This is a genomic window from Anaerobutyricum hallii DSM 3353 (assembly GCF_000173975.1).
GTDB lineage: Bacteria > Bacillota > Clostridia > Lachnospirales > Lachnospiraceae > Anaerobutyricum > Anaerobutyricum hallii.
On the sequence record NZ_ACEP01000006.1, the window covers coordinates 1 to 23,470 of the forward strand.

Below are 23,470 nucleotides of genomic sequence, written 5' to 3' on the forward strand. Positions count from 1 at the left end.
AAAGAGTTATTGGAAATTGAAAAAAGTACTTGCAAAGTTCAAAGAGATATGATATAATGTGTGTGGTTTTGAGGGTACATACCTTGAAATTAAATATAGGGGATTGGTCAAATGGTATGATAGGGGTCTCCAAAACCTTTGGTGGGAGTTCGATTCTCTCATCCCCTGTACTTTAGGAGCTTGAAAATCTATAAAAGGTTTTCAAGCTCTTTTGTTTTGCCCGAAAAGGGTAAATTTATCCCAAAGAATATTTCCATTGGCATCAAGATATTCTTCATCGACAAGAGAAAATACCATTTATATTATTAAGAAAAAATAGTGACAGATTTTCCGTATATTCATATCATATAATGGTATATTTATAATTTGCAAACAGCCAAAATGAAATATATATTGAAGAAAAATCAGGAGGGTTACAATGACAGAGGAAGAAAAACTATGAACAGGCGGTATTGATAAAAAAATATTTTGGTTTGGTAGGGCAAGATGTGTGTTTGTGTCCCGGATTTATGTGTGACAACGGCCAAAATATTCATGTGGGAGATCAAAGAACATCTTGGAATAGGCAAACCGATTACGATTGGAAATGATGTATACAGAATCTTCAGGAACAGCCGCTGATTTCTATGAACCAGAAATATTCCAGTTATCATAATCTTATCCAGTGTTGCAGTGACTTTGGATTCATGCCTAATATTGTTCTTTGCACAATGGAAAATTCGTTAATTTATCGTTTTTGTCAAGAAAAGATTGGAATTGGCATTGACGCAGATGTTCATCCTGAAAAAGAATTGCTGGCAGGTCTTCGCAAGATAGAACTTTACGATGCTATTCCGTGGAAAATTAATTTGGTCTGCCGTAAAAATACAGTTAACGATAAAGTTATTTCCAGACTTCAAGAAATCTGCTGCAATCTGGATTAAATTTTAATGATAGGCGTTCATTCCAAACTATCCCCTTTTTGTCCAGTTGGTGGAAATATCAAATATGGCAATACGTGCTGAACTGGTTTCCTTCATGCCATGCCGAAGCCATTTTATAACCCAGCCATATATCAGGTAAGAAAAAGCAGACATAACATAATCTATTGGTGCCGGCATAAATTATACTTGTCTGAGTGGAAAGGCTGCTATGAAACCGAGAAGCTGATATAATAAAACAGGTGAAATCTTAATCGAAAGAAGGAGAATATTTATGAAACTTAATCGTTTTGAAGTTGTGACAGGAAGATATATTGAAGAGATTCCAGGTCAATCCCGTATCGGATATGCAATGAGTGATACAACAGACTTTTATGATATGATTGAATGGTCAAAAAAAGGTGGGTATCAAGGTTCAACTATTTCTTTTTATGATTACAATAATGGTAAAGTTTATGAACCATTTCAAAAACAGAGAAATGTGTTATATGGAACTCCTGTTTATTTAAAGAAATCTTTTTGGTTTTTACAGGGAGATTATAATAGTGGGAAAATTACTCTTTTCAAATATTATCCAGATAAAAATCCAGAGATGATTATACAACTTAATATAGAAGATGTGGATCTTTATAATCTACGTATTATTGGAGAGGATGTTTACATTGTAAGTGAGGATGACGAATTTGTCAGCTATTATCCGGAAAGTTTTAGATTTTCCAAGGGTGTTAATGAAAGTGTAAGTATGATAGCAGACCAAAAAGTATATCTTTCTGCCTGGGTAGAAGAAGGCTGGGACGATGAAAATGATTGTGAAACCGAAGAATATAACTATTATGAAAAAGTAGTAGAGAGAGACTTTAAAGGGAATTTGTTATCAGAGACGCTTGGTTCTTTACAGCAACACGCAGATGGAACATGGTGGATAGCATAAGAATTGGCTCATAGAAATATCCCTGATAAAAATTAAAATTAGCGACAATAATAAAAGTTAAAAGGTTAGAAAAGGAATAATTAAACAAGATAATTTTATCAATTTTATAAATAATATCTTTAACAAGCCAAGTACAGAAATTCACTACTTTTAGGTGGAGGGGAGTTGGCAGCAGTAGAAGGAGGAGCAAAATTTATGTGTACAGCAGCAACATACAAAACACAGGATTTTTATTTTGGCAGAACATTAGATTATGAATTCTCATATGGGGATGAGATAACCGTAACACCGCGAAAATATCCATTTCATTTCAGACATATGGGCGAAGTAGTATCTCATTATGCAATGATCGGTATGGCACATGTAGCCGGAGATTATCCATTATATTATGACGCAGTAAACGAAAAAGGCCTTGCAATGGCAGGGCTTAACTTTGTAGGGAATGCAGTCTATCAGGAAGTAGAAGAAGGCAGAGAAAATGTTGCACAGTTTGAATTCATTCCATGGATTTTAAGCAAGTGTGCCACTGTAAAAGAAGCCAGAGAATCTTTAAACAAAATGAATCTTGTAGGTACCCCTTTTAGTGAACAACTTCCATCTGCACAGCTTCACTGGATCATTGCTGATGAAAATGAGGCAATCACTGTAGAATGCATGAAAGACGGAATGCATATTTATGACAATCCAGTAGGCGTCCTTACCAATAACCCTCCATTTGAACAGCAAATGTTCCAGTTAAATAATTATATAGGGCTTTCTCCAAAACAGCCAGAGAATCGCTTCTCCGATAAACTAAACTTCAATGCATACAGCAGAGGAATGGGAGCACTAGGACTTCCAGGGGATTTATCATCTACATCCCGATTTGTAAGAGTCGCATTCACAAAAATGAATTCTTTTTCCGGTGTATCTGAAAAAGCGAGCATCAGCCAGTTTTTCCATATTCTTGGATCAGTAGATCAGCAGAGAGGCTGCTGTGAAGTTGCCGATGGAAAGTTCGAAATTACACTCTACACATCTTGTTGCAATACGAATAAGGGAATTTATTATTATACAACCTATGAAAATCATCAGATATCAGCGGTAGATATGTTTGGGGAGAATCTCAATGAAAAAGAATTGATAAAATATCCGCTTATTAAAGGAGAGCAGATTTACTGGCAGAATTAGAAGTGAATTTTGAGTTGCCGTAGGCAAGGGGACGCCTCGGAAGAGAACCGATAGCCTATATATGTGGCCTCGGAGCAAGGTTTGGATGCGAGCGCATAAGCGAACATTCAAACTGCCGCGACTAGAGTCACATATGTGGGGTATATCCTCTTTTTGAGGGCGTCTTTCTTGCCTGCGGCAAATCAAAGTTTATTCCGGAACGAATTCAGCTGTCTGGTCGAGCATATTTATCTTCACTTTTCCCTTTTTGCCATCAACTTTAGCGAATGGAATCACCTCATATTTTGCTTTCTCCATGCACTTACCAGGGTCATCTGCCGGTTCTTCGTTGAGAAAGATTTTTTCAGCTCCGCCACTTAACTGGCGTTTAATATTTTTTACCATGAGACGGTCATAACGCTCACAGGCTTTTTCTGCTTTTTTCTGGTTTTCAGGATCTGAGAAATATTCTTTTGTCCATTCTTCTAAGTTTGCAATTTCAATCATCTTGTACACTTCTCCTTTGATTTTTATGTCTGATTATCTTTTATTATAAGATAAATTTTAAAGACAATATAGGAATAATACCATTTATTTATAGAAATATTACAGATTCTATTGTGAATCATGGAAAGACAAAAAATCAGTGTCACATTTCCCTATTTTATGAAAGGATTGTCCAAGAGTGAATGGAACTGGTTTGCTATAATGAGAATAATTATTGATATTGTAGAAAACTGTGATGGAATGTTTTTTTAACATACTCTGGAGCAGGAGTACTGCGAATTGGGATAATTACGATGAATAGGAAAACTTATTAGGAAAATTTCATTAAAAAACTCATTGTAGATGGCAGTATTTACAGGAATGTTTTTTCAAACACGCTCTAGCGTGAAGTAGCTGTGGTGAGTTGTGATGAAAGAATGAAAGGAAAATCAGGAGGAGGTTATGTAATGGCAGACAAAATTTGCAGTAGTGCGGACAAGGTGCTGGAGGTATTTCTTGAGAATGCACCGATGGATACTTCCCATCATCGGATGGTGAAACAGCAGAACAAATGTGGTTATGGATTACAGGGAGTATGTTGTAGATTGTGCTCTAATGGTCCATGCCGACTGTCTCCGTCAAAACCAAAAGGAGTGTGTGGAGCAGATGCGGATACGATTGCGTGCAGAAATTTCTTAAGACAGGTGGCTGCTGGCTCAGGATGTTACACGCATGTTGTTGAAAATACCGCAAGAAGATTAAAAGAGTTGGCGCAGGAATTACAGGCAGAAGGCAAGAAACCAAAATATAAGGACTCTGTTGCGAAACTTGCAAAGATTTTACAGATCAACTGTTGTGGTAACTGTGGGCCGGACTGCCATAACAGTTGTGCGAAAACAGCAGAGATGATTGCAGATGCAGTTCTTGCAGACATCAGAAAGCCATATGATGAGAAGATGACACTCATGAAAAATATTGCTCTTCCAAAGCGTTATGAACTGTGGGAGAAACTTGGAATTTTACCAGGCGGAGCAAAAGACGAGATTTTTAATGCGGTTGTAAAGACATCGACAAACTTGAATTCAGATCCGATGGACATGTTGTTACAGTGCTTACGTTTAGGTATTTCCACAGGTAATTACGGACTGATTCTTACAAATCTCATGAACGATATTATTATGGGACCACCACAGATTAGTATGGATCCGGTTGGTTTCCGTATCATTGATCCAGAGTATATTAATATTATGATTACAGGACATCAGCAGTCCATGTTTGCAGATTTGGAAGAAAAATTAGAATCAGAAATTGTACAAAAGTCTGCCGAGCTTGTCGGTGCAAAGGGAATCCGTATTGTAGGCTGTACTTGTGTGGGGCAGGATTATCAGGCTCGTTCTGGCTGCTATAAAGATGTATACTGTGGACATGCAGGTAATAACTATACAAGTGAAGCGGTATTAATGACTGGATGTGTGGATTTGGTTGTTTCCGAATTTAACTGTACGATTCCGGGAATCGAGCCAATCTGTGAACAGTTAGATATTAAGATGCTTTGTCTTGATGATGTGGCAAAAAAGGCAAATGCAGAATTATTACCATACACAGCAGAAGAAAAAGAAAAGATTACAAGTCAGATTATCGCAGATGCTCTATGTGGATTTAAGAACAGAAAAGAAAAATTATATGGAACCGCTCCGGCAGAAGGAGAAAAGCGTGTCAATGTCATGGCACAGCATGGTTTTGACAAATCCATTACCGGTTTATCAGAAGATACTTTAGTAGCTGCTTTAGGTGGAACTTTACAGCCGCTTATTGATGCGATTGTTGCAGGAAAGATTAAAGGAATTGCTGCAATTGTTGGATGTTCTAACTTAAGAGCAAAAGGGCATGATGTATTTACCGTAGAGCTTGCAAAAGAATTAATTAAGAAAGATATTCTTGTATTATCCGCCGGCTGTACCTGTGGTGGATTAGAAAACTGCGGACTTATGACAATGGAAGCCGTAGAGCTTTGTGGAGAAGGATTGAAAGAAATATGTACAGCACTTGGTGTTCCACCAGTACTTAACTTTGGTCCATGTCTTGCGATTGGACGAATTGAGATGGCTGCCTGTGCATTAGCAAAAGAACTGAATGTGGATCTGCCACAGCTTCCGGTTGTTATTAGTGCACCGCAGTGGCTTGAGGAACAGGCGTTGGCAGATGGAGCATATGCACTTGCACTTGGCTTCCCTCTGCATCTGGCATTATCACCATTTGTAACAGGAAGTCAGGTAGCAGTGAATGTTCTCACAGAAGGGTTAAAGGATTTAACCGGAGGCCAGCTTATCATTGAGACGGAAGTTGAAGATGCGGCACAGAAATTTGAGGAAATTATCAAAGAAAAAAGAATCGGTCTTGGAATTGATAAAGGGGGAGATGCCGTATGTTAATGAACCGAACAACTCCTTTTATGGTTCCGGTAGATGAGGGAAATCCTGCGATTATCAAGGATGAAGCGTTGTGTAGCCAGTGCGGGCATTGCTTTGCTATTTGCGAAGAAGAAATCGGTGTGGCGGCAAAGTATCTTTTGAATCCTCGCGAAACCTATCAATGTATCGGCTGTGGACAGTGCAGCGCAAACTGTCCGGAAAAAGCGATTATTGGCAAGCCGCATTATAAGATTGTAAAAGAACTTATCAAAGATCCAGATAAAATCGTTGTTTTTTCTACATCCCCATCCGTAAGAGTTGGATTTGCAGACGGATTTGGAAAAGAACCGGGAACCTTTGCACAGGATGAAATGGTTGGTGCATTGAGAGCATTAGGTGCGGATTATGTATTTGATGTTACTTTTTCTGCTGACCTTACGATTATGGAAGAAGGCTCAGAATTACTGTCCCGTATTTTAAAAGGAACAGGACCACTTCCACAGTTTACAAGCTGCTGCCCAGCATGGGTAAAATATATGGAGAACTTCCATCCAGATAAAACGGCACATCTTTCTTCTGCAAAAAGTCCGATTGGAATGCAGGGGGCAGTGATTAAGACTTATTTTGCACATAAAAAACACATTGACCCGGAAAAGATTATTTCTGTGGCAGTCACCCCTTGTACTGCTAAAAAGGCAGAAATCGCAAGAGAGGAATTATGTGATGCAGGAAAGCTTCTTAATATAGAAGAAATGCGTGACAATGATTATGTGATTACGACAAAAGAACTGGTACAGTGGTGTCAGGAGGAAGGACTTGATTTAGATAAGATTACTCCTTCTAAGTTTGACAGTGTCTTAGGAGAAGGAACCGGGGCCGGAATGATTTTCGGAAATACCGGCGGTGTTATGGAAGCGGCACTTCGAACCGTTTACAGAGTATTAGAAGGAAAAGAAGCTCCGGCAGATTTTTATCAGCTTCGTCCAGTAAGAGGATTAAGCAATCGAAAAGAAGCAGAAGTAACAATCGCTGGAAAGAAACTTCGGGTTTGTATTCTTTATGGAACGGCTGCAGCGGAAGAATTCCTTGCAGAGGATATGAATGGTTATCATTTTGTAGAAGTGATGACCTGTCCGGGAGGCTGTATCAGTGGAGCGGGACAGCCGGATTGCGGAAGTGTTCCAGTATCCGATGTCGTAAGAAAGAAGAGAATACAGTCGCTTTATCAGGCGGATGAGCAGGCAGAACGCAGAAACTCCATGGATAATCCGGAAATTGGAACAATATATCACGAATTTTTCAAAGAGCCATTAAGCATGCTTTCAGAAAAACTTTTACATACTACTTATAAAAGAAAATAAGATAAAGAATGTGCGGAATAGTTCAAAAATGAGAATTAGATATTACAACTAAAAAAACAATGCAAAATGAGAATTTTTTGCCGATATTTTATTGGCAATGATACCAATTTGTTTCATATCGAAGGATGTAATTCGTTGCTGTTGCAATAAAATGTAGCAGCAACGTTTCTTTTTGTTGTGCAAACTGTATAAATGTAAAAAATATCCGATTGATAATTGCCACATACTGACACGGATATTACTAATTGTTGCTTATTTTTTCCTGTATAATGCAAGACAGATGAAAGCTCAGTAGTGGTTGATTTACAGGATTTATAGGATAATTTTTTGAGTTATCATCTCTCAAACATTTTCATTGCACATTTTTATGTGTCAGTAAGAAGGAGGAAAATTGTAATGATTGCAAAAGGATTTACAGAACCAACCGCACGTATCAAAGCCTTAAAAGCAGAAGTTGTTAACGCAGTACCAGAAGTAGAGCCATATAGAGCCGTACTTATTACAGAGTCTTACAAAGAGACAGAGGGTATGCCAGCAGTTATGAGAAGAGCAAAAGCTAACGAGAAGATTTTTAACAATCTTCCAGTTGTAATTCGTGACAACGAATTAATCGTAGGTGCTCTTTCCGTAAAACCTCGTTCTACAAACCTTTGTCCAGAGTTCTCATTTGACTGGGTAGAAAAAGAGTTCAAGACAATGGCAACTCGTATGTGTGACCCATTCGTAATTACTGAAGAAACAGCAGATATCCTTCACGAAGTATTCAAATACTGGAAGGGTAAAACTACCAGCGAATTAGCTACTTCCTACATGAGCCAGGATTGTCTTGACTGCCAGGCTGGTGGAGTATTTACAGTTGGTAACTACTACTTCGGTGGTATCGGACACGTGTGTGTTGATTACGGTAAAGTATTAAAAATCGGTTTCAAGGGCGTTATTGCAGAAGTTGTTGAAGCAATGAACAAACTTGATGCAAATGATCCGGAATATCTGCAGAAGAGAGCATTCTATGAAGCAGTTATTATTTCTTACAATGCAGCTATTAACTTTGCTAAGAGATACAGCAAAAAAGCAGCAGAGATGGCAGCTACATGTACAGATCCAGTAAGAAAAGCTGAATTACTTCAGATTTCCAAGAACTGTGACCGTGTTCCAGAAAACGGAGCTACAAACTTCTATGAAGCTTGTCAGTCTTTCTGGTTTGTACAGGCATTAGTACAGATTGAAGCTAACGGACATTCCATTTCTCCAGGACGTTTTGACCAGTATATGTGGCCATACTTAGAAGCAGACAAGAGCATTTCTAAAGAATTCGCTCAGGAATTACTCGACTGCCTCTTCGTATTATTAAACCATGTAAACAAAACTCGTGATGATGTATCTGATCAGGCATTTGCAGGATACGCAGTATTCCAGAACTTTGGTGTTGGTGGACAGACAGAAGATGGCCTTGATGCTACAAACCCAGTTTCTTATATGTGTATGGATGCAGCAGCTCACGTTAGATTACCTGCACCATCATTCTCCGTTCGTATTCATAACCAGACACCGGATGAGTTCTTATTAAGAGCTTGTGAGCTTGCAAGACTTGGTACTGGTGTTCCAGCTATGTACAATGATGAAGCAATCATTCCCGCATTATGTAACAGAGGATTAACTCTTGCAGATGCTCGTAATTACTGTATCATCGGTTGTGTAGAACCTCAGTGTCCACACAAGACAGACGGATGGCATGACGCAGCATTCTTTAACGTTGCTAAGGTATTTGATATCGCTATTCATGGTGGTAAGAACCGTGATGGCAAACAGTTAGGACCTGTTACAAAACCTATGCCAGAATGGAAATCCATGGATGATTTATATGAAGCATATGAAACTCAGATTGAGTACTTCGTATCTAAATTAGTTGAGGCAGATAACGCTGTTGATATCGCTCATAAAGAAAGAGCACCATTACCATTTATGTCCGCATTAGTTGATGACTGTATCGGAAGAGGTAAAACAGTTATGGAAGGTGGAGCTATCTACAACTTCACAGGACCTCAGGCATTTGGTAACGTAGATACAGGTGATGCTATCTATTGTATCAAGAAACATGTATTTGAAGACAAAGACTTAACAATGCAGCAGATTTACGATGCTATGGAACACAACTTCGGTGCTGAGCTTGGTGCTGGATGTTACGATGGACCATTCGTAAGATTAAGTACAGATTCTGCAGAACCTGCAGCAGCAGCTATGGAAAGTGTTTCCGTATCTTCTGAAGATAGCATGGAATCTATCATCAACGCAGTTGTTCAGAAGATTCTTGCAGAAAAAGGATCTAACTTAAGTATGAGCGTAGATACAAAATCTGAAGCTTGCACAAGCTGCAGCGATGCTCAGAGAGCTGAATACGACAGAATCAGACATATCCTCGACGCAACACCTTGCTTCGGTAACGATATTGATGAAGTTGATATGTGTGCTCGTAAAGCTACACAGGTTTACTCTCACGAAGTTGAGAAATACAAAAACCCACGTGGAGGCCAGTATCAGGCAGGATGTTACCCAGTATCTGCTAATGTATTATTTGGTAAAGACGTACAGGCTCTTCCAGATGGACGTTATAGCAACGCACCTCTTGCAGATGGTGTTTCCCCTCGTCAGGGTCATGACGTTAAGGGACCTACAGCTGCAGGTAACTCCGTAGCTAAACTTGACCAGTTAAATATCTCTAATGGTACATTATACAACCAGAAATTCTTACCTTCTGCAGTAGCAGGTGATCAGGGACTTCTGAACTTCGCAGCAGTTGTTCGTAACTACTTCGATAAGAAGGGTATGCATGTACAGTTCAACGTAATTGATAGAGAAACATTACTTGATGCTCAGGCACATCCAGAAAACTACAAAGACTTAGTAGTACGTGTAGCTGGTTACTCCGCTCACTGGACAGTACTTGCTAAGGAAGTACAGGATGATATCATTGCTCGTACAGAACAGCATTTCTAAAATAGTAGATTTTTGAAATAAACTGGAGGAAGTACCTATGAGTAATATGGAACCAAGCTGCGATACAAGTAAAAAAGGGCTTGTCTTTAATATACAGAGATTCTCTGTAAATGACGGTCCGGGTGTAAGAACGATTGCCTTTTTAAATGGCTGTCCTCTTCGCTGCAAATGGTGCTGTAACCCTGAATCGCAGGAATTAAAACCAGTCGTCATGTTTAAAGCACAAAACTGTGTCGGCTGTGGAAATTGTGAGGTTGTGTGTCCAACTGGTGCTTCTAATTTAAACGTTCCAGGAAAAATTGATCATACAAAATGTATTGCATGCGGAAAATGTATTGATGTCTGCTATCATAGGGCTCTTGAGATGTCCGGTAAGTGGATGACAGTAGAGGAACTGATGGGAGAACTTTACAAAGACCGTGTTATTTACAGAAAGTCCGGAGGCGGTATTACCGTCTCCGGAGGTGAAGCAATGGTACAGCACGAATTTCTTTTAGAGCTGTTAAAGGCTTGTAAGTCATTCGGCTGGACCACTGCGATTGAAACAACTGGTATGGCTTCTGAGGAAGTAATCAAAGAGATTGTTCCGTGGCTTGATGTGGTCATGATGGATATTAAGCATATTGACCCAGAAGTACATAAAGAGTATACTGGTGTAAGTAACGAGCAAATACTTAAAAATGCATTACTGATTTCTAGTCTTGCAAAGAAGATGATCATTCGTGTTCCGGTTATTCCAGGATTTAATGCAAGTCCGAATGTAATTGCGGCAATTGCAAAGTTTACAACCTATCTGCATAATGTAAATGAGTTACATCTTTTACCTTATCATGATCTTGGAAGTAACAAGTATGGAATGCTCGGCAAGGAATATGAACTTGCCGATGTACAGAAGCCGGAAAATGAATTCATGGAAGAATTAAAAGCAATAGTAGAAAAAGAAGGATTAACCTGTAAAATCGGAGGATAAATCGATACAGGCAGTCCGCGGTATCCCTTATATATACCAAAATGGTACAGGAGGTTCACAATGAACAAAGACATAACATTATTAACTTCTGAATCTGTTACAGAGGGACATCCGGATAAAGTATGCGATATGATTTCCGACGCTTTACTGGATGCTTATTTAGAGGAAGACCCATCTGCCCATGTGGCATTGGAAACAATGGCTTCAGAAGACACGGTTTTCATTGCTGGTGAAGTTGCTTCTTTCGCAAAGGTTGATGTTAAAAATAAGGCAAGAGAAGTCATCTGTGAAATAGGATATGACAGTAAAGAAAAAGGAATAGATGGAAAAGAATGTCTAATTATTACCAATATTGGTGTACAGTCACCTGATATCGCTCAGGGAGTTACACAGTGTAACGGAACTATTGGAGCGGGAGATCAGGGAATGATGTATGGATATGCTTGTGATGATACAGAGGAACTTATGCCACTGTCGATTTCACTGGCACATAAACTTAGTAAACGACTTACACAGGTAAGAAAAGAAGGAATCCTTCCATACCTCTATCCAGATGGAAAGTCACAGGTTACAGTAGCATATAATAATCAGGGAGAAATCCTTGGTGTTACAGATGTTGTAATTTCTGCACAGCATAATGCAGAAGTTTCTGTACAAAAGCTTCGAATGGATATTGAGGAGCATGTTATAAGAGAAGTAATTCCTAAAGAATTGCTTTTACCGGATGTAAAGATACATATCAATCCTACAGGACGATTCGTAGTTGGTGGTCCTGCCGGAGATGTAGGTCTTACCGGAAGAAAGATTATTGTAGATACTTATGGTGGAATTGCCAGACATGGAGGCGGAGCATTCTCAGGAAAAGACCCGACAAAGGTTGACCGTTCCGCAGCGTACATGGCAAGATATGCCGCAAAGAATGTGGTTGCTGCCGGATTTTGTAAGAAGTGCGAGATTAATCTTGCCTATGCAATCGGTATCCCACAGCCAGTATCTATAAAGATAGATACCTTTGGTACAGAAGAAATACCAAAGGAAATTATTGAAGACACTGTAAATGAAGTATTTGATTTCAGCGTGGCAGGTATTATAAACAGCCTATCTCTCACTAAGGTGAAATATAAACCAGTCGCAGCCTACGGACACTTTGGAAGAACAGATCTTGATCTCCCGTGGGAACGGTTAGATAAAGTGAATATTCTTCAGGAAAAAGCAGTTGCCCGTGTGGCAGAAGAAATCTACAAAAACCGTTAACAAATATTAAATACAACAATCATTACACTTTTTAATAATTATAGAAACTATTCAAAGTCAGATGGTTTCAGCGACTGAGACTTTAGAATAGTGAAATAGCTAAGGGGTCATTCAAGCGCATAATTGTTCTGAAATAATCGGTCTCAACACTCTCACAAATAGATTATGAAATAACAATAAGCTTGATCCACATAAAGGGGGCTGTCGCAAGGTGACAGTCCCCTGATTTAATTTTTGGAACAACAGACGGTAGTAAGAACATAGATGATTAAATCAGGGGATTTCTATGCGAGCCGCTTTGAAGAAGAAATATTCATCTTGCATAAATGGTAATTAATAGTTAAAATATAATTATATGATAGAAGTAAGTAACCATACAGGTAAAAGCATTATGATGTGGATGCAGGCTTGCAAAGTGGTTGTGAATATTACTATTATAATTTTAGAAGGAGGATTTTTAAAATGGTAAGAAAAGCAAATATCATTCAGAAACAGGAACTTGGCGGTGGAAAAGGTTGTGCAGAGGTGCATGAGATTGTTCCAGAGAAAGATTTATATGGACATGGAAAGTTATATGCAAAGGTTGTTTTAAAACCGAATTCCAGTGTTGGCTGGCATCGTCATGTTGGTGAAACAGAACCATATTATATCTTAGAGGGTGAGGGAATTTTCGTAGATGATGATGGAAGCCGTACAAAGGTAGGTCCTGGAGATGTATGTACAATTCTTCCGGGACAGTGCCATGCGATTGAGAATGCATCATCATGTAAGGATCTTGCATTTATGGCTTTGATTCATAAAGACTGATTCGCTTGATTTTTTATTAAGGGAGACGAACCCCCGAAGAGAACCCTACCCTATATTTGTGACTCTATCGCTGCGGGTTGAATGTTCGCTTAATGGCTCACATTCAATCCTCGCTCTAAGGCCACAAATATAGGGTAGGGTTCTCTTCGGGGGTTCTGTTTTTTGATAAAACAAATAAGTAAGAGGGGTCTTTGGTGATAGTAGATATAAATGCATGATGTTGGGGTGGGAAGGGTATCTGTAGGTTTAGTTTACTAAAACAGAAATGAAGGACTTCTCATTTTTCGTCTGTCTCATATTACAAGAGGGGTAATTATTTGTTGGATTTTGCTCTCCTTATCACAAATAAAGAATCAAGAAAATTACATGTAAATGCAATATATTTTCCTATGATTGAGAAATAGCACAAAAAAACCAATTTATTTTTTGTGTAAAAATGATAAAATATATACTAAGTAGGGTGTAGTGTAAAAAAAGTAAAATTTTTTGTCTTTATTTTTACAAGTAAATATCCCTTTGGAGGTGAACATGGAAACGGAAAAGAAAAATGGCAGAGGGAAAAAAGAAGTTAGCTTGTTAGGCTTATTTGGTAAAAAGTTTTTGGAAGAAACACAGGGTAAGCTGGCAGAAGCGACAGGTATTTCTTTTTTTATTATTGATTATAAGGGGGAGCCGGTTACAAAGGGAGAACAAGAGGAAGATTTTTGTGAAAAAAGGAAGGAAGAAGATATACGCTGCAGTGAGTGTCAGATTACGAGAGCGTTTGCAGCAGCGAAAAGTGCAATTAAAAACTGTCCGTATATTTTTACTTGTCCAAATGGACTTGTTCATATGGCGATTCCGATTGTTGTAAATAACCAGTATATAGGGGCAATTATCGGGGGACCGATAAGATGTGAGAAGAAGGCTTTAAAAGATAGTGAACTTGGAGATACAGAACAGGAAAGAAAAGCTTTTTTAGATAAGCTTGGGGAAGAAACAGAATATCAGAATATTACTTCATTTACAGAAAAGAGAGTAGTAGCTGTAGCAGATATGGTTTTCCTTCTTTTTAAAGAGATGGGAGTAAAAGAAACAACGGCGATTAAACTTGGAGCTTTAGAACATAAAGAGGTGCATCTTTCTGATATCCGTAAGAGAAATAAGTTGTTAGAAGATAAAGTATCACAGCTTGAGTATGAGCTTCTTAAAGGAAAGTTACCAAAGCAGTTTATGTTGAATCTTTTAACGACGGTCTCTAGTTTTTCTATTCTGGAGAATGCAAGCCGGACGGAGAATATCACGGCCGAAATGGCATCGGTTTTGCGTTATTATCTGGATAATTCTTCAGAAGTTATTTCATTATCGGAAGAATTAAAGCAGATAGAATGTTATCTGGATATTTTAAGACAGCAGTATGATAACCGATTAGAGTATCGTGTGTATTGTCAGAAGGAAGTGGAGAAGCAGAAGATTCCGATTATTGGAATTTTCCCATTTGTAGAACAACTGGTTGATTTTGGAATTCTTGCAGGCCATTTCAGAGGAACATTGTATATTGATGCAGAGAAAAAAGAAGATTTCTGTAAAGTAGTTTTACAGTTAGAAAGTTCTGGACTATCTGTTGGGCATTTTGGAGCAGATATCACAGACGGTAATTTTGCACAGATGCAGGAACAAGATACAAGAAAGCGTTATGAGAGAGAGTTTGGCAAAGACTTTGAGATAACGGCAGATCCGAATGTTATAACGATACAAATTCCATTTCAGGAAATAAAGTAAGGAGGGGGCTATGATAAATATTTTATTGATTGACCAGGAACCATTGTTTCAGCAGGCATTTTCCAGAATGATTGCGGAAACGGAAGAATGCCAGCTTATTGGAATTGCGGAGAATAGTAAAGAAGCATTCGAGATTGCAAGCCGCTATCATCCACAGATTGTATTTTGTGATGTTGTTCTTGGCATGGAGAATGGAATTGCTCTCTGTAATCTTATTAAGGAGCATTTTCCTGAGATTACGACCTATATTTTATCAAATTACTGTAGTTTCCAGATGATTCGTCATTCCATGGATGCAGGGGTAGAGGAATATTTATATAAACCATTATCGAGAAAAAAGCTTTCAGAATTAATCGAGAGAAACAATGCTTCAAGTCTAAATGAAGAAGAAAATTTACAGCAGGAAGCATTACTTGCAGCAATTGAGCAAAAAGATTATAAAAAAGCATATGATACAGCGAAGGAATTAGTAGAGTATTTATTTGAAGAGTGTGAACGCAGAGAGCGCAGGAGCAAGCTGTCTATGTTAGAATCCAGTCTGTTTTATATGATACCCGGAATGGATAATATTCAGAAAAATTATTATTTCCAGAAATATGAGATTACAATGAAAGTATTGACCAAAAGTGCGATATGCTATCACTGGCTCATTCAAATTATAACAGAAGTGTTCCGTCAGCTTTGTACAATGAAGTATGCACATATGAACAAGGTATTTCAGTACATAGAAAATAATAAAAATAACGAGATTTCCCTTTCTGAACTTGCAGACGAGGCAGGAATCAGCAGTGGTTATCTGAGTCGTATCTTTAAAAAATATTACAAAATCAGTGTCGTAGACTATATCCATCTTCGTAAATTACTACAGGCAAAATACTACATGGCAACAAGTGAAATGAATATCTCAGACATATCTTTCCTTCTTGGCTACAGCGAAGCAGGATATTTCTGCAAAATATTCAAAAAATACGAAGGACAGACCCCATCGGCATTCAACAAGAATTTCCAGAAACTCACTTCGAAGGCAGGGTGATTTAACGGAAGTAATTAAAGAGCGGAGGCCATTTCGAAGGCACAAAAAAAGAAATTCTATAATATCACATCTATAGCTTATATCTATTCCAGAGCAAGCAAAGTATAACAGACTATAACTTCAAATCACCCCCATGGTGAATTGGGCTTAAACTAAAGCAGCTAACAAACAGAAACCAGAGAGATTATATTCTTATATCTGTGGCCTGGGAGCAAGTGTTGGATGCGAGCGCATAAGCGAGCATTCAACACGCCGCGACTAAAGTCACAGATATAAGAATATAATCTCTCTGGTTTCGTCTGTCCGTCTGTTCGTTCTAAAGCCCAATACACCAAAAATCCTTTTGGAAGAGATCATCGCCGCTTTTGTCTCTGAAAGCAGGATGAAAGTCAAAGTGGACTGCACCGACAGGAATCTGTCGATCAACAGCCTTGCTGATTCGGGCAACACCCTCATTTCCGAAAGCACCACATAAATCAATAGCAGCACATCCTTCTTCAAGCATTTCCTGTGCTACAGTTTCTGCCTGGCTGTAATCAGCACATCCGACAACGTACATGATGATTTTTTCGGATTCAATGATGGAACGGTCCTTTTTCGGGTTACAGCCCTCATTTGCAAAAATGAAAGCAACTTTAAATTTGTCTTCGTTTAATTTGAATTTTCTTGCCATTTTACCAACGCCTTATCTAAGATTTCCATTGCTTTTTTACCGTCATTAGCAGTAATAAGCTGGATATTATGTTTGCGGATTGTCTGGTATGTTTCCATGAGAAGATCGATATCTGTTGTGATTTTGTCGAGTGTGATTACGACAATAACGTCAAGGTTGTCTTCCTCAATATCTTTCATTAATCTTCTGAAGCCGGGACGTTCAAGATTCTCGGATGGGTAGTCTCCTAAATCTGTATAATTAACAAATTCGTTATCTTCGCCATAAATACCTTTTGCACGATTCATACACTTCATACCATCGGCAATCATCCCCTGTACATAGGTCTGTGTACAGATGGGACAGCCACCCCGGAGATGCTGATGATTATAAATTCCAATACGCATATTAATTCCCTCCAGTACATTTTCTTAAATATAGATTCTTATATCTATTGTAGCAGAAGGGCGAAGGAGGATAGGGAAGATACGGGAACAATTATGGGAAATAACGAAAGTCAGAAAAAGAATAGAAAAAGAAATAAGGAGTATCGTTATATTTCCATAGATAAAGCATGATAATCCTATAAAAAATAGTATAAAAATGCTAAAATGATACTGAAATAGTCTGTAAAGGAGGAGAATAATGGAACGACGAGAACTTGAACGGCAGATTGTCGAAAAGGAATGGCTCATGTTTCAGCAGGTACAGGGCGTAAATGGACGGGCAGCCTGCCAGGATGACTGGACAACTTTTCTTATTATGCGTCTCAGTCAGTTTGAAGGCTGGGATACCGATGTGCTTGAAAGCTATTTTGAAGACATTGTCCAGGCAGAAGCACAGGAGAGAAATCTCATTATGGAGAAATATGCCTATATGATGGAGGAAACAGACCCGGTATATTTCTTATCAATTAAGGAATTGCTTCCAGAGATTTCGGAAGAAAAACAGTTGATGGCTGAAAAAATCACTTCTATTTATATGGAGTGGGAAAAGGAAGCGGATATCAAATATCCGAATATCCGAAGACATGGAAGACCGGCAGAAGGAATTGGGGTAGATGGAACGGTCAGTGTAAGAAATTATTTAAAGTGTGAACTTTATACTTATTCTGCAAAGACACTGGCACTTTTTATTCTGTCTATTGAGAAAAATCCAGAATACAACCGTTATCTTGCTACAATGCAGAAGATGGTACAGGCATATGGCTATTCTTCTTTAGAAGAAGCGGAAAAAGAAATGGCATAAATTTTAGTTAAGTGTACTGACACAGGGACATTGTGACGGTTGTTTCAGTTAAATATATTGAGATATCGATATTGTGATGATTTATGTCAGTTCGCGAGTACATAAGAAAGGAGAATTAACATGCAGAAAATATTATTACTGGCTGGGGATTTTACAGAAGATTATGAGACAATGGTGCCATTTCAGGCATTGTCCATGCTTGGATATCAGGTAGATGCCGTCTGTCCGGGAAAGAAGGCAGGCGAATTTATCAAGACAGCCATTCACGACTTTGAAGGTGACCAAACTTACACGGAAAAACCAGGGCATCTTTTTAAATTAACAAAAACATTTGATGAAGTAGATTTTGATGACTATATCGGACTTTTTATTACTGGCGGACGTTCTCCAGAATATATCCGAATGGATCACAAAGTAATTTCTCTGGTAAAATGTTTCGTAAGAAGTGGAAAACCAGTAGCAGCTATCTGCCATGCAGCACAGGTTCTTACTGCAGCAGATGTTGTATGCGGAAGAAAGCTTACCTGCTATCCTGCATTAGCAGCAGAGGTAAAATTAGCAGGAGGTAATTATATTGAAGTTGCACCGGATGAAGCGGTTGTAGACTGCAATCTGATCACTTCACCAGCATGGCCAGGAAATACAGCAATTTTAAGAGAATTTGCAAAAGCATTAGGATGTGAATTTATTTTCAGACCATAAATGTATCTGGGCTATGTAAGTTACAAAAATTAGTGTATTGTTTCATTGATATTTTATTTGATCTTGCAGGAGAAAGAAATTTAGGCAAGAATTAAATATGATTAAAAAAGAATAGGAGGAACAGTAATGGGTTCTCTTTTAGAAGAAATGCATAAGATGCGTTTAAAAGAAAAAATAGACGAATTAGAGAGTATGGGTGGAAATCCACATGTAGCGGATCACGGACTTGGCGGAGTGTATCGCTGTAAAGTCTGTGGATATATTTTCGATGAAAATAAAGAAGGGAGACCATTTACAACATTGTCCCATTGCCCAATCTGTCATGTAGGGCAGCAGCAGTTTGAAAAGATAGAGTGAATGCCTATGAAAATGGAGCGTTTTAACGAAATTTTAAATAAGCTGATGCAGATGGAAGATGCTGAAGAGAATCTGGAAATGGTTCCTCTTTATGAGGAGGCATTGGAGCTTTCAAAAGAGATTTACGGAGAATATAATTTGAAGACACTGGAAATTTATAATAATTATGGTGGACATCTCCGCAATCTTGGATTGTATGAGAAGGCGGAACAGATTTTAAGAAAGGCAGTTATTTGTGCAAGAACAGTGCGGGGTAAAGAACATCCTGACTATGCAACAACGCTTGTGAATCTTGCCAATCTGCTTCGCATGATGAAGCAGTGGGAGGAGAGCGAGACACTTTTTTATCAGGCATTGGCTCTTTACAAAATTACAATCGGAGAAAGTCATTTTATTTATGCGGGGACAATGAATAATCTGGGACTTCTCTATTATGAGCAGGGAAAGCTTGAACGGGCAAAAGAGTGTTTAGAACACAGCCTGCATATATTAGAAGGTAAGGCAGAGTATATTATTCCGTATGCGACAACACTCCATAATCTTGTAGATATCTATAAAAAAGAGGGCAATCTTACTTTAGCAGAAGAAACTCTCAAAAAAGAAATAGAGATTTACAAAGAACAGCAGTATGAGGGAACGGTTCTTTATGCCGCAGCTTTAAATTCTCTTGGAATCCTTTACTGTGAAAAAGGGCAGTATGAGAAAGCAAAAGCTGTGATGACCGAGAGCGTAGATATTACGAAAAAGCATCTTGGAGAGTCAAGTGATGCCTATAAGACAAGTGTAAAGAATCTTGAGATGATTCAGGAAAAGCTGCAGGAGCATAAAATTAAGAGTAATCATGAGATTTTGCAGGAAACTTTAAAAGAAATGACAACAGCTTCCTGTGCCCAGGAATATAATCTGGAAACTGCAATGGCGAGTGCCAGAAAGGTATTAGAAAACAGCCCCAAAGTTGTAGAGACAGGTTTTGTCAAAGGGCTTGATTTATGCAGAGCATATTTTAACGAAGTATGCTATCCTCTTTTGGAAAGAGAGTTTGCCAACTTCCTTCCTCGTATGGCAGCCGGCCTCATCGGAGAAGGCTCCGAGTGTTATGGTTTTGATGATGAGATTTCAAGAGATCATGACTTTGGACCATCTTTTCAGATTTATATTCCTAAAGAAGATATGCCTGTTTACGGAGAGAGGTTAAAGCATAGACTTGCGACATTGCCTAAAACATTTCAGGGCTTTGGTGCGAGAGTGGAAAGCCAGTATGGCGATGGCAGAGTTGGTGTATTTACCATCGAAGATTTTTATCGGAAGTTTACTGCGGCAGAGGGAGTACCAGACACTCTTTCTCATTGGAGGCAGATTCCGGAGAATGCCCTTTCTACCGTAACAAACGGAGAAGTTTTCTTTGATAATTATGGAGAATTTACAAGAATCCGTGAGGAATTAAAGAAAGGCTATCCAGAAGATGTCAGATTGAAAAAGATTGCCGCCCGTCTTATGAAAATGGCACAGAGTGGCCAGTATAACTTCCCTCGCTGTAACAAACGGAAAGAATATGTAGCTTCCCGTCTGGCATTAAGCGAGTTTATGTCCGTTTCTATGTCATTAGTCTATCTGCTCAATCATGCTTACCGGCCATATTATAAATGGGTACACAGAGGACTTTTAGATTTACCAATCTTAGGGCAGAATGCTTATGACAAAATGCAGAGGCTATCTGTTTTATCTTTAGAAAAAGATAGCAGGGAAATGGAATGGATTATTGAAGAATTTTGTGTTGCCTGTGTGGAAGAATTAAAAGCACAGGGACTGACCTCATCCTCAGAAGCATTTTTACTTGCACAGGGACCGGAAGTATTAAAAAGAATACAGGAACCAGCTTTAAGAAATAGTAACCCGTGGGTGGAATAACTGTTGACAGCGTTTTGGTAAAACACGTAGTACAGTGATGTTGAATAGCCCTTTTTCTTTCTTATCATATACTGATAAAAAAAGAAAGCTGCGGCTATGGAAATGACCAATGTAGGTAATTTGTTAGAGCTAAGAAGGATTTACAGCCGTGGTATTACCGGAAAAGGTATTACTACGGCTGTTTTGGATACAGGAATTTATGCACATCCTGACTTTTTTATTCCACAGAATAAAATTCTTTATTTTCAGGATTTTGTGAGAAATAGAAGAGGTCCCTTTGATGATAATGGGCATGGGACCCATGTCAGTGGAATTATCGCATCAGGAGGACGGTTTGGAGATGGGAGTGGAATCGGGGTTGCGCCGGAAAGCAGTATTGTAATGCTCAAAGTACTTGAACGGGATGGAAGCGGGAAAATAAAAAATATGATAAAAGGTATGGAATGGATTTGTCTGAATCATAAAAAATATGGAATCCGAATTGTAAATATTTCTGTTGGAATGCCCGTAAAAAATATAGAAAATCCTGACGAAGATATTCTTGTAAAAAAGGTGGAGGAGTTGTGGAACGCCGGACTTGTTGTCGTAGTGGCAGCAGGAAATGACGGGCCGGCACCACATACGATTACAAGCCCGGGAACAAGCCGGAAAGTTATTACTGTTGGAACCGGAACAGAAGCAGGCGGAGAATATTCTGGGCAGGGTCCTGTACTTGGAAGCTGTGTCTGTAAGCCTGACATCATTGCGCCAGCTACCAATATTTTAAGCTGCGATAATCATGGAAAAAGTTACAAAAAAAGAAGCGGCACATCAATGGCAACCCCGATTGTATCAGGGACAATAGCCTTGCTTCTTTCCAATGAACCGTGGCTGTCAAACAGAGATGTAAAAATACGTCTGATGCAGAACGCGGTTGACTGTGGGATGGCAAAAAGCAGACAGGGATGGGGCCTGCTAAATCCCGAAGGAATGTTGAGGATTAAATAGGAATTTGCCGCAGGCAAGGGAGACGCCCCCGAAGAGAGTCTCTTTACCAGATGGGTTCGTCTGTCCTGTGTCCGTAGGACAAAAAAATATCATGTTTTTTGTTGCCTTCATAAGAAATGCACCAAAAAGTACGGCTGAATTTCACAAAAAAGATAAATAAAAACGGAAATTTACAGGCAAAATTCATAAAAAAATCTTTTTCGTTTACTGGTGCGCTGTTATAATAATAACAGAAATAAAGAGTAATAAACACGTTCAGTAAAGGAGAAGGGTATCATGGCAAACTGTATTACACTTAATCAGACATCTTATCACGGAGCAGGAGCAATCCAGTCTATTCCAGATGAAGTAAAGGCACACGGACTTAACAAAGCATTTGTATGTTCTGACCCTGACTTGATTAAGTTTGGAGTAACAAAGAAAGTAACAGACGTATTAGACGCTGCAAAATTAGAATATGAGATTTATTCCAATATCAAACCAAACCCAACAATCGAAAACGTACAGACTGGTGTAGCTGCATTTAAAGCATCTGGAGCAGATTATTTTATCGCAATCGGCGGTGGTTCTTCTATGGATACAGCAAAAGCCATTGGTGTTATCATTAACAACCCTGACTTTGAGGATGTAAGAAGCTTAGAGGGAGTAGCTCCTACAACAAAACCAACTGTACCTATCATTGCCGTACCTACAACAGCAGGAACAGCAGCAGAGGTAACAATCAACTACGTTATCAAAGATGATGAAAAACAGCGTAAATTTGTTTGTGTAGACCCTAAAGATATTCCAGTAGTAGCTATCGTTGACCCTGATATGATGAGCAGTATGCCATATGGTCTTACAGCATCAACAGGTATGGATGCTCTGACACATGCTATCGAAGGATACATCACAAAAGCTGCATGGGAAATGACAGACATGTTCCATATCAAAGCTATCGAAGTTATCGCAAGAAGCCTTCGTGCTGCATGTGAAAATGATCCTAAGGGAAGAGAAGACATGGCACTTGGACAGTACATTGCTGGTATGGGATTCTCTAATGTAGGTCTTGGTATCGTTCATTCTATGGCTCACGCATTAGGTGCTGTATACGATACACCTCATGGTGTTGCTAATGCGATCCTTCTTCCTACTGTTATGGCATATAATGCAGATGCAACAGGAACAAAATACAAAGACATCGCTATCGCTATGGGAGTTGAAGGCGTAGAAGATATGACTCAGGAAGAATACAGAAAAGCAGCAGTGGATGCAGTAGCACAGCTTTCTAAGGATGTTAAGATTCCTCAGGACTTAAAAGACATCGTAAAAGAAGAAGACTTAGACTTCCTCGTAGATTCTGCATATAATGATGCATGTGCTCCTGGAAATCCAAAGGATGCAACAAAAGAAGACATTAAAGCTTTATATCAGTCATTAATGTAATCGGATTTTATATAACTACGTCAAGTTATCAATATTATAATAAAGGGAACCGGAAAACAGCGTTGCTGTTTTCCGGTTCTTTTTCAACTAACTCCAGACAACTTCTGGTTTGTC

Annotated in this window: 20 protein-coding genes and 1 tRNA gene; 18 read left to right on the plus strand and 3 right to left on the minus strand. The window is 38.8% G+C overall.

Annotated elements, in window-relative coordinates:
• The first annotated feature begins 97 nt into the window (after positions 1-97).
• The 4 genes from EUBHAL_RS00350 (at position 98) to bsh (ending at position 3,021) form a co-directional block, all read left to right on the plus strand.
• Positions 98-168 (plus strand) — tRNA-Trp (locus tag EUBHAL_RS00350).
• A 458-nt stretch (positions 169-626) separates the two neighbouring features.
• Positions 627-923 carry a type 2 periplasmic-binding domain-containing protein gene (locus EUBHAL_RS00355; protein ID WP_044921148.1) on the plus strand — a complete coding sequence of 99 codons (297 nt, stop codon included), beginning with the start codon at positions 627-629 and terminating at the stop codon, positions 921-923.
• A gap of 271 nt (positions 924-1,194) precedes the next feature.
• Entirely contained in the window at positions 1,195-1,851 is a 657-nt protein-coding gene (locus tag EUBHAL_RS00360; RefSeq protein WP_005343438.1) for a hypothetical protein, read from the plus strand.
• A 195-nt stretch (positions 1,852-2,046) separates the two neighbouring features.
• Positions 2,047-3,021, plus strand: a complete 975-nt coding sequence (gene bsh, locus EUBHAL_RS00365; RefSeq protein WP_022170704.1) for a choloylglycine hydrolase — start codon at positions 2,047-2,049, stop codon at positions 3,019-3,021.
• Positions 3,022-3,210: 189 nt separating this feature from the next.
• Here bsh and EUBHAL_RS00370 read toward each other — a convergent pair whose 3' ends face one another.
• Positions 3,211-3,507: a hypothetical protein gene (locus tag EUBHAL_RS00370; protein WP_005343440.1), complete on the minus strand. Its 297-nt coding sequence runs from the start codon at positions 3,505-3,507 to the stop codon at positions 3,211-3,213.
• A gap of 446 nt (positions 3,508-3,953) precedes the next feature.
• Between EUBHAL_RS00370 and cooS the strand changes: the two genes are divergently transcribed.
• From cooS to EUBHAL_RS14545, 8 genes are all read left to right on the plus strand, one after another.
• Positions 3,954-5,918 (plus strand): anaerobic carbon-monoxide dehydrogenase catalytic subunit, encoded by a 1,965-nt coding sequence (gene cooS / locus EUBHAL_RS00375; RefSeq protein ID WP_044921150.1) that lies wholly within the window; start codon positions 3,954-3,956, stop codon positions 5,916-5,918.
• On the plus strand, positions 5,912-7,258 hold the full coding sequence (locus EUBHAL_RS00380) for a [FeFe] hydrogenase, group A (RefSeq protein ID WP_005343446.1): 1,347 nt from the start codon (positions 5,912-5,914) through the stop codon (positions 7,256-7,258). The genes cooS and EUBHAL_RS00380 overlap by 7 nt, the downstream gene beginning before the upstream one ends.
• A 396-nt stretch (positions 7,259-7,654) precedes the next feature.
• Positions 7,655-10,252: a glycyl radical protein gene (locus EUBHAL_RS00385; protein ID WP_005343450.1), complete on the plus strand. Its 2,598-nt coding sequence runs from the start codon at positions 7,655-7,657 to the stop codon at positions 10,250-10,252.
• A gap of 37 nt (positions 10,253-10,289) precedes the next feature.
• Positions 10,290-11,222, plus strand: a complete 933-nt coding sequence (locus EUBHAL_RS00390; protein WP_022170699.1) for a glycyl-radical enzyme activating protein — start codon at positions 10,290-10,292, stop codon at positions 11,220-11,222.
• A 60-nt stretch (positions 11,223-11,282) separates the two neighbouring features.
• Positions 11,283-12,476: a methionine adenosyltransferase gene (metK, locus tag EUBHAL_RS00395; RefSeq protein ID WP_005343455.1), complete on the plus strand. Its 1,194-nt coding sequence runs from the start codon at positions 11,283-11,285 to the stop codon at positions 12,474-12,476.
• A 462-nt stretch (positions 12,477-12,938) separates the two neighbouring features.
• On the plus strand, positions 12,939-13,283 hold the full coding sequence (locus tag EUBHAL_RS00400) for a cupin domain-containing protein (RefSeq protein ID WP_005343456.1): 345 nt from the start codon (positions 12,939-12,941) through the stop codon (positions 13,281-13,283).
• 528 nt (positions 13,284-13,811) lie between these two features.
• Positions 13,812-15,044 carry a PocR ligand-binding domain-containing protein gene (locus tag EUBHAL_RS00405; RefSeq protein ID WP_005343457.1) on the plus strand — a complete coding sequence of 411 codons (1,233 nt, stop codon included), beginning with the start codon at positions 13,812-13,814 and terminating at the stop codon, positions 15,042-15,044.
• 10 nt (positions 15,045-15,054) lie between these two features.
• Positions 15,055-16,077, plus strand: a complete 1,023-nt coding sequence (locus tag EUBHAL_RS14545) for a helix-turn-helix domain-containing protein (RefSeq protein WP_005343458.1) — start codon at positions 15,055-15,057, stop codon at positions 16,075-16,077.
• A 316-nt stretch (positions 16,078-16,393) separates the two neighbouring features.
• On the opposite strand, the gene EUBHAL_RS00415 is transcribed toward EUBHAL_RS14545, so the two are convergent.
• The gene (locus EUBHAL_RS00415) at positions 16,394-16,750 is read right to left on the minus strand and encodes a DUF6506 family protein (RefSeq protein WP_005343460.1); all 357 of its coding nucleotides are present in this window, start codon (positions 16,748-16,750) and stop codon (positions 16,394-16,396) included.
• Positions 16,729-17,136, minus strand: coding sequence for a recombinase family protein (locus EUBHAL_RS00420; RefSeq protein ID WP_005343462.1), 408 nt, complete (start codon positions 17,134-17,136; stop codon positions 16,729-16,731). The genes EUBHAL_RS00415 and EUBHAL_RS00420 overlap by 22 nt, the downstream gene beginning before the upstream one ends.
• Positions 17,137-17,374: 238 nt before the next feature.
• On the opposite strand from EUBHAL_RS00420, the gene EUBHAL_RS00425 reads away from it, so the two are divergent.
• The 6 genes from EUBHAL_RS00425 (at position 17,375) to fucO (ending at position 23,356) form a co-directional block, all read left to right on the plus strand.
• Complete coding sequence (locus EUBHAL_RS00425; RefSeq protein WP_005343463.1) at positions 17,375-17,977, plus strand: DUF4125 family protein; 603 nt, start codon at positions 17,375-17,377, stop codon at positions 17,975-17,977.
• A 120-nt stretch (positions 17,978-18,097) separates the two neighbouring features.
• Positions 18,098-18,679, plus strand: coding sequence for a DJ-1/PfpI family protein (locus EUBHAL_RS00430; protein WP_005343464.1), 582 nt, complete (start codon positions 18,098-18,100; stop codon positions 18,677-18,679).
• A 126-nt stretch (positions 18,680-18,805) separates the two neighbouring features.
• Positions 18,806-19,036, plus strand: a complete 231-nt coding sequence (locus EUBHAL_RS00435; protein WP_005343465.1) for a rubredoxin-like domain-containing protein — start codon at positions 18,806-18,808, stop codon at positions 19,034-19,036.
• Complete coding sequence (locus EUBHAL_RS15070) at positions 19,037-20,944, plus strand: tetratricopeptide repeat protein (RefSeq protein WP_005343466.1); 1,908 nt, start codon at positions 19,037-19,039, stop codon at positions 20,942-20,944. It abuts the gene before it with no gap.
• A gap of 96 nt (positions 20,945-21,040) precedes the next feature.
• Complete coding sequence (locus tag EUBHAL_RS00445; RefSeq protein WP_005343467.1) at positions 21,041-21,931, plus strand: S8 family peptidase; 891 nt, start codon at positions 21,041-21,043, stop codon at positions 21,929-21,931.
• Between the two features lie 276 nt (positions 21,932-22,207).
• The gene (fucO, locus tag EUBHAL_RS00450; RefSeq protein WP_005343470.1) at positions 22,208-23,356 is read left to right on the plus strand and encodes a lactaldehyde reductase; all 1,149 of its coding nucleotides are present in this window, start codon (positions 22,208-22,210) and stop codon (positions 23,354-23,356) included.
• The last annotated feature ends 114 nt before the right edge of the window (positions 23,357-23,470 follow it).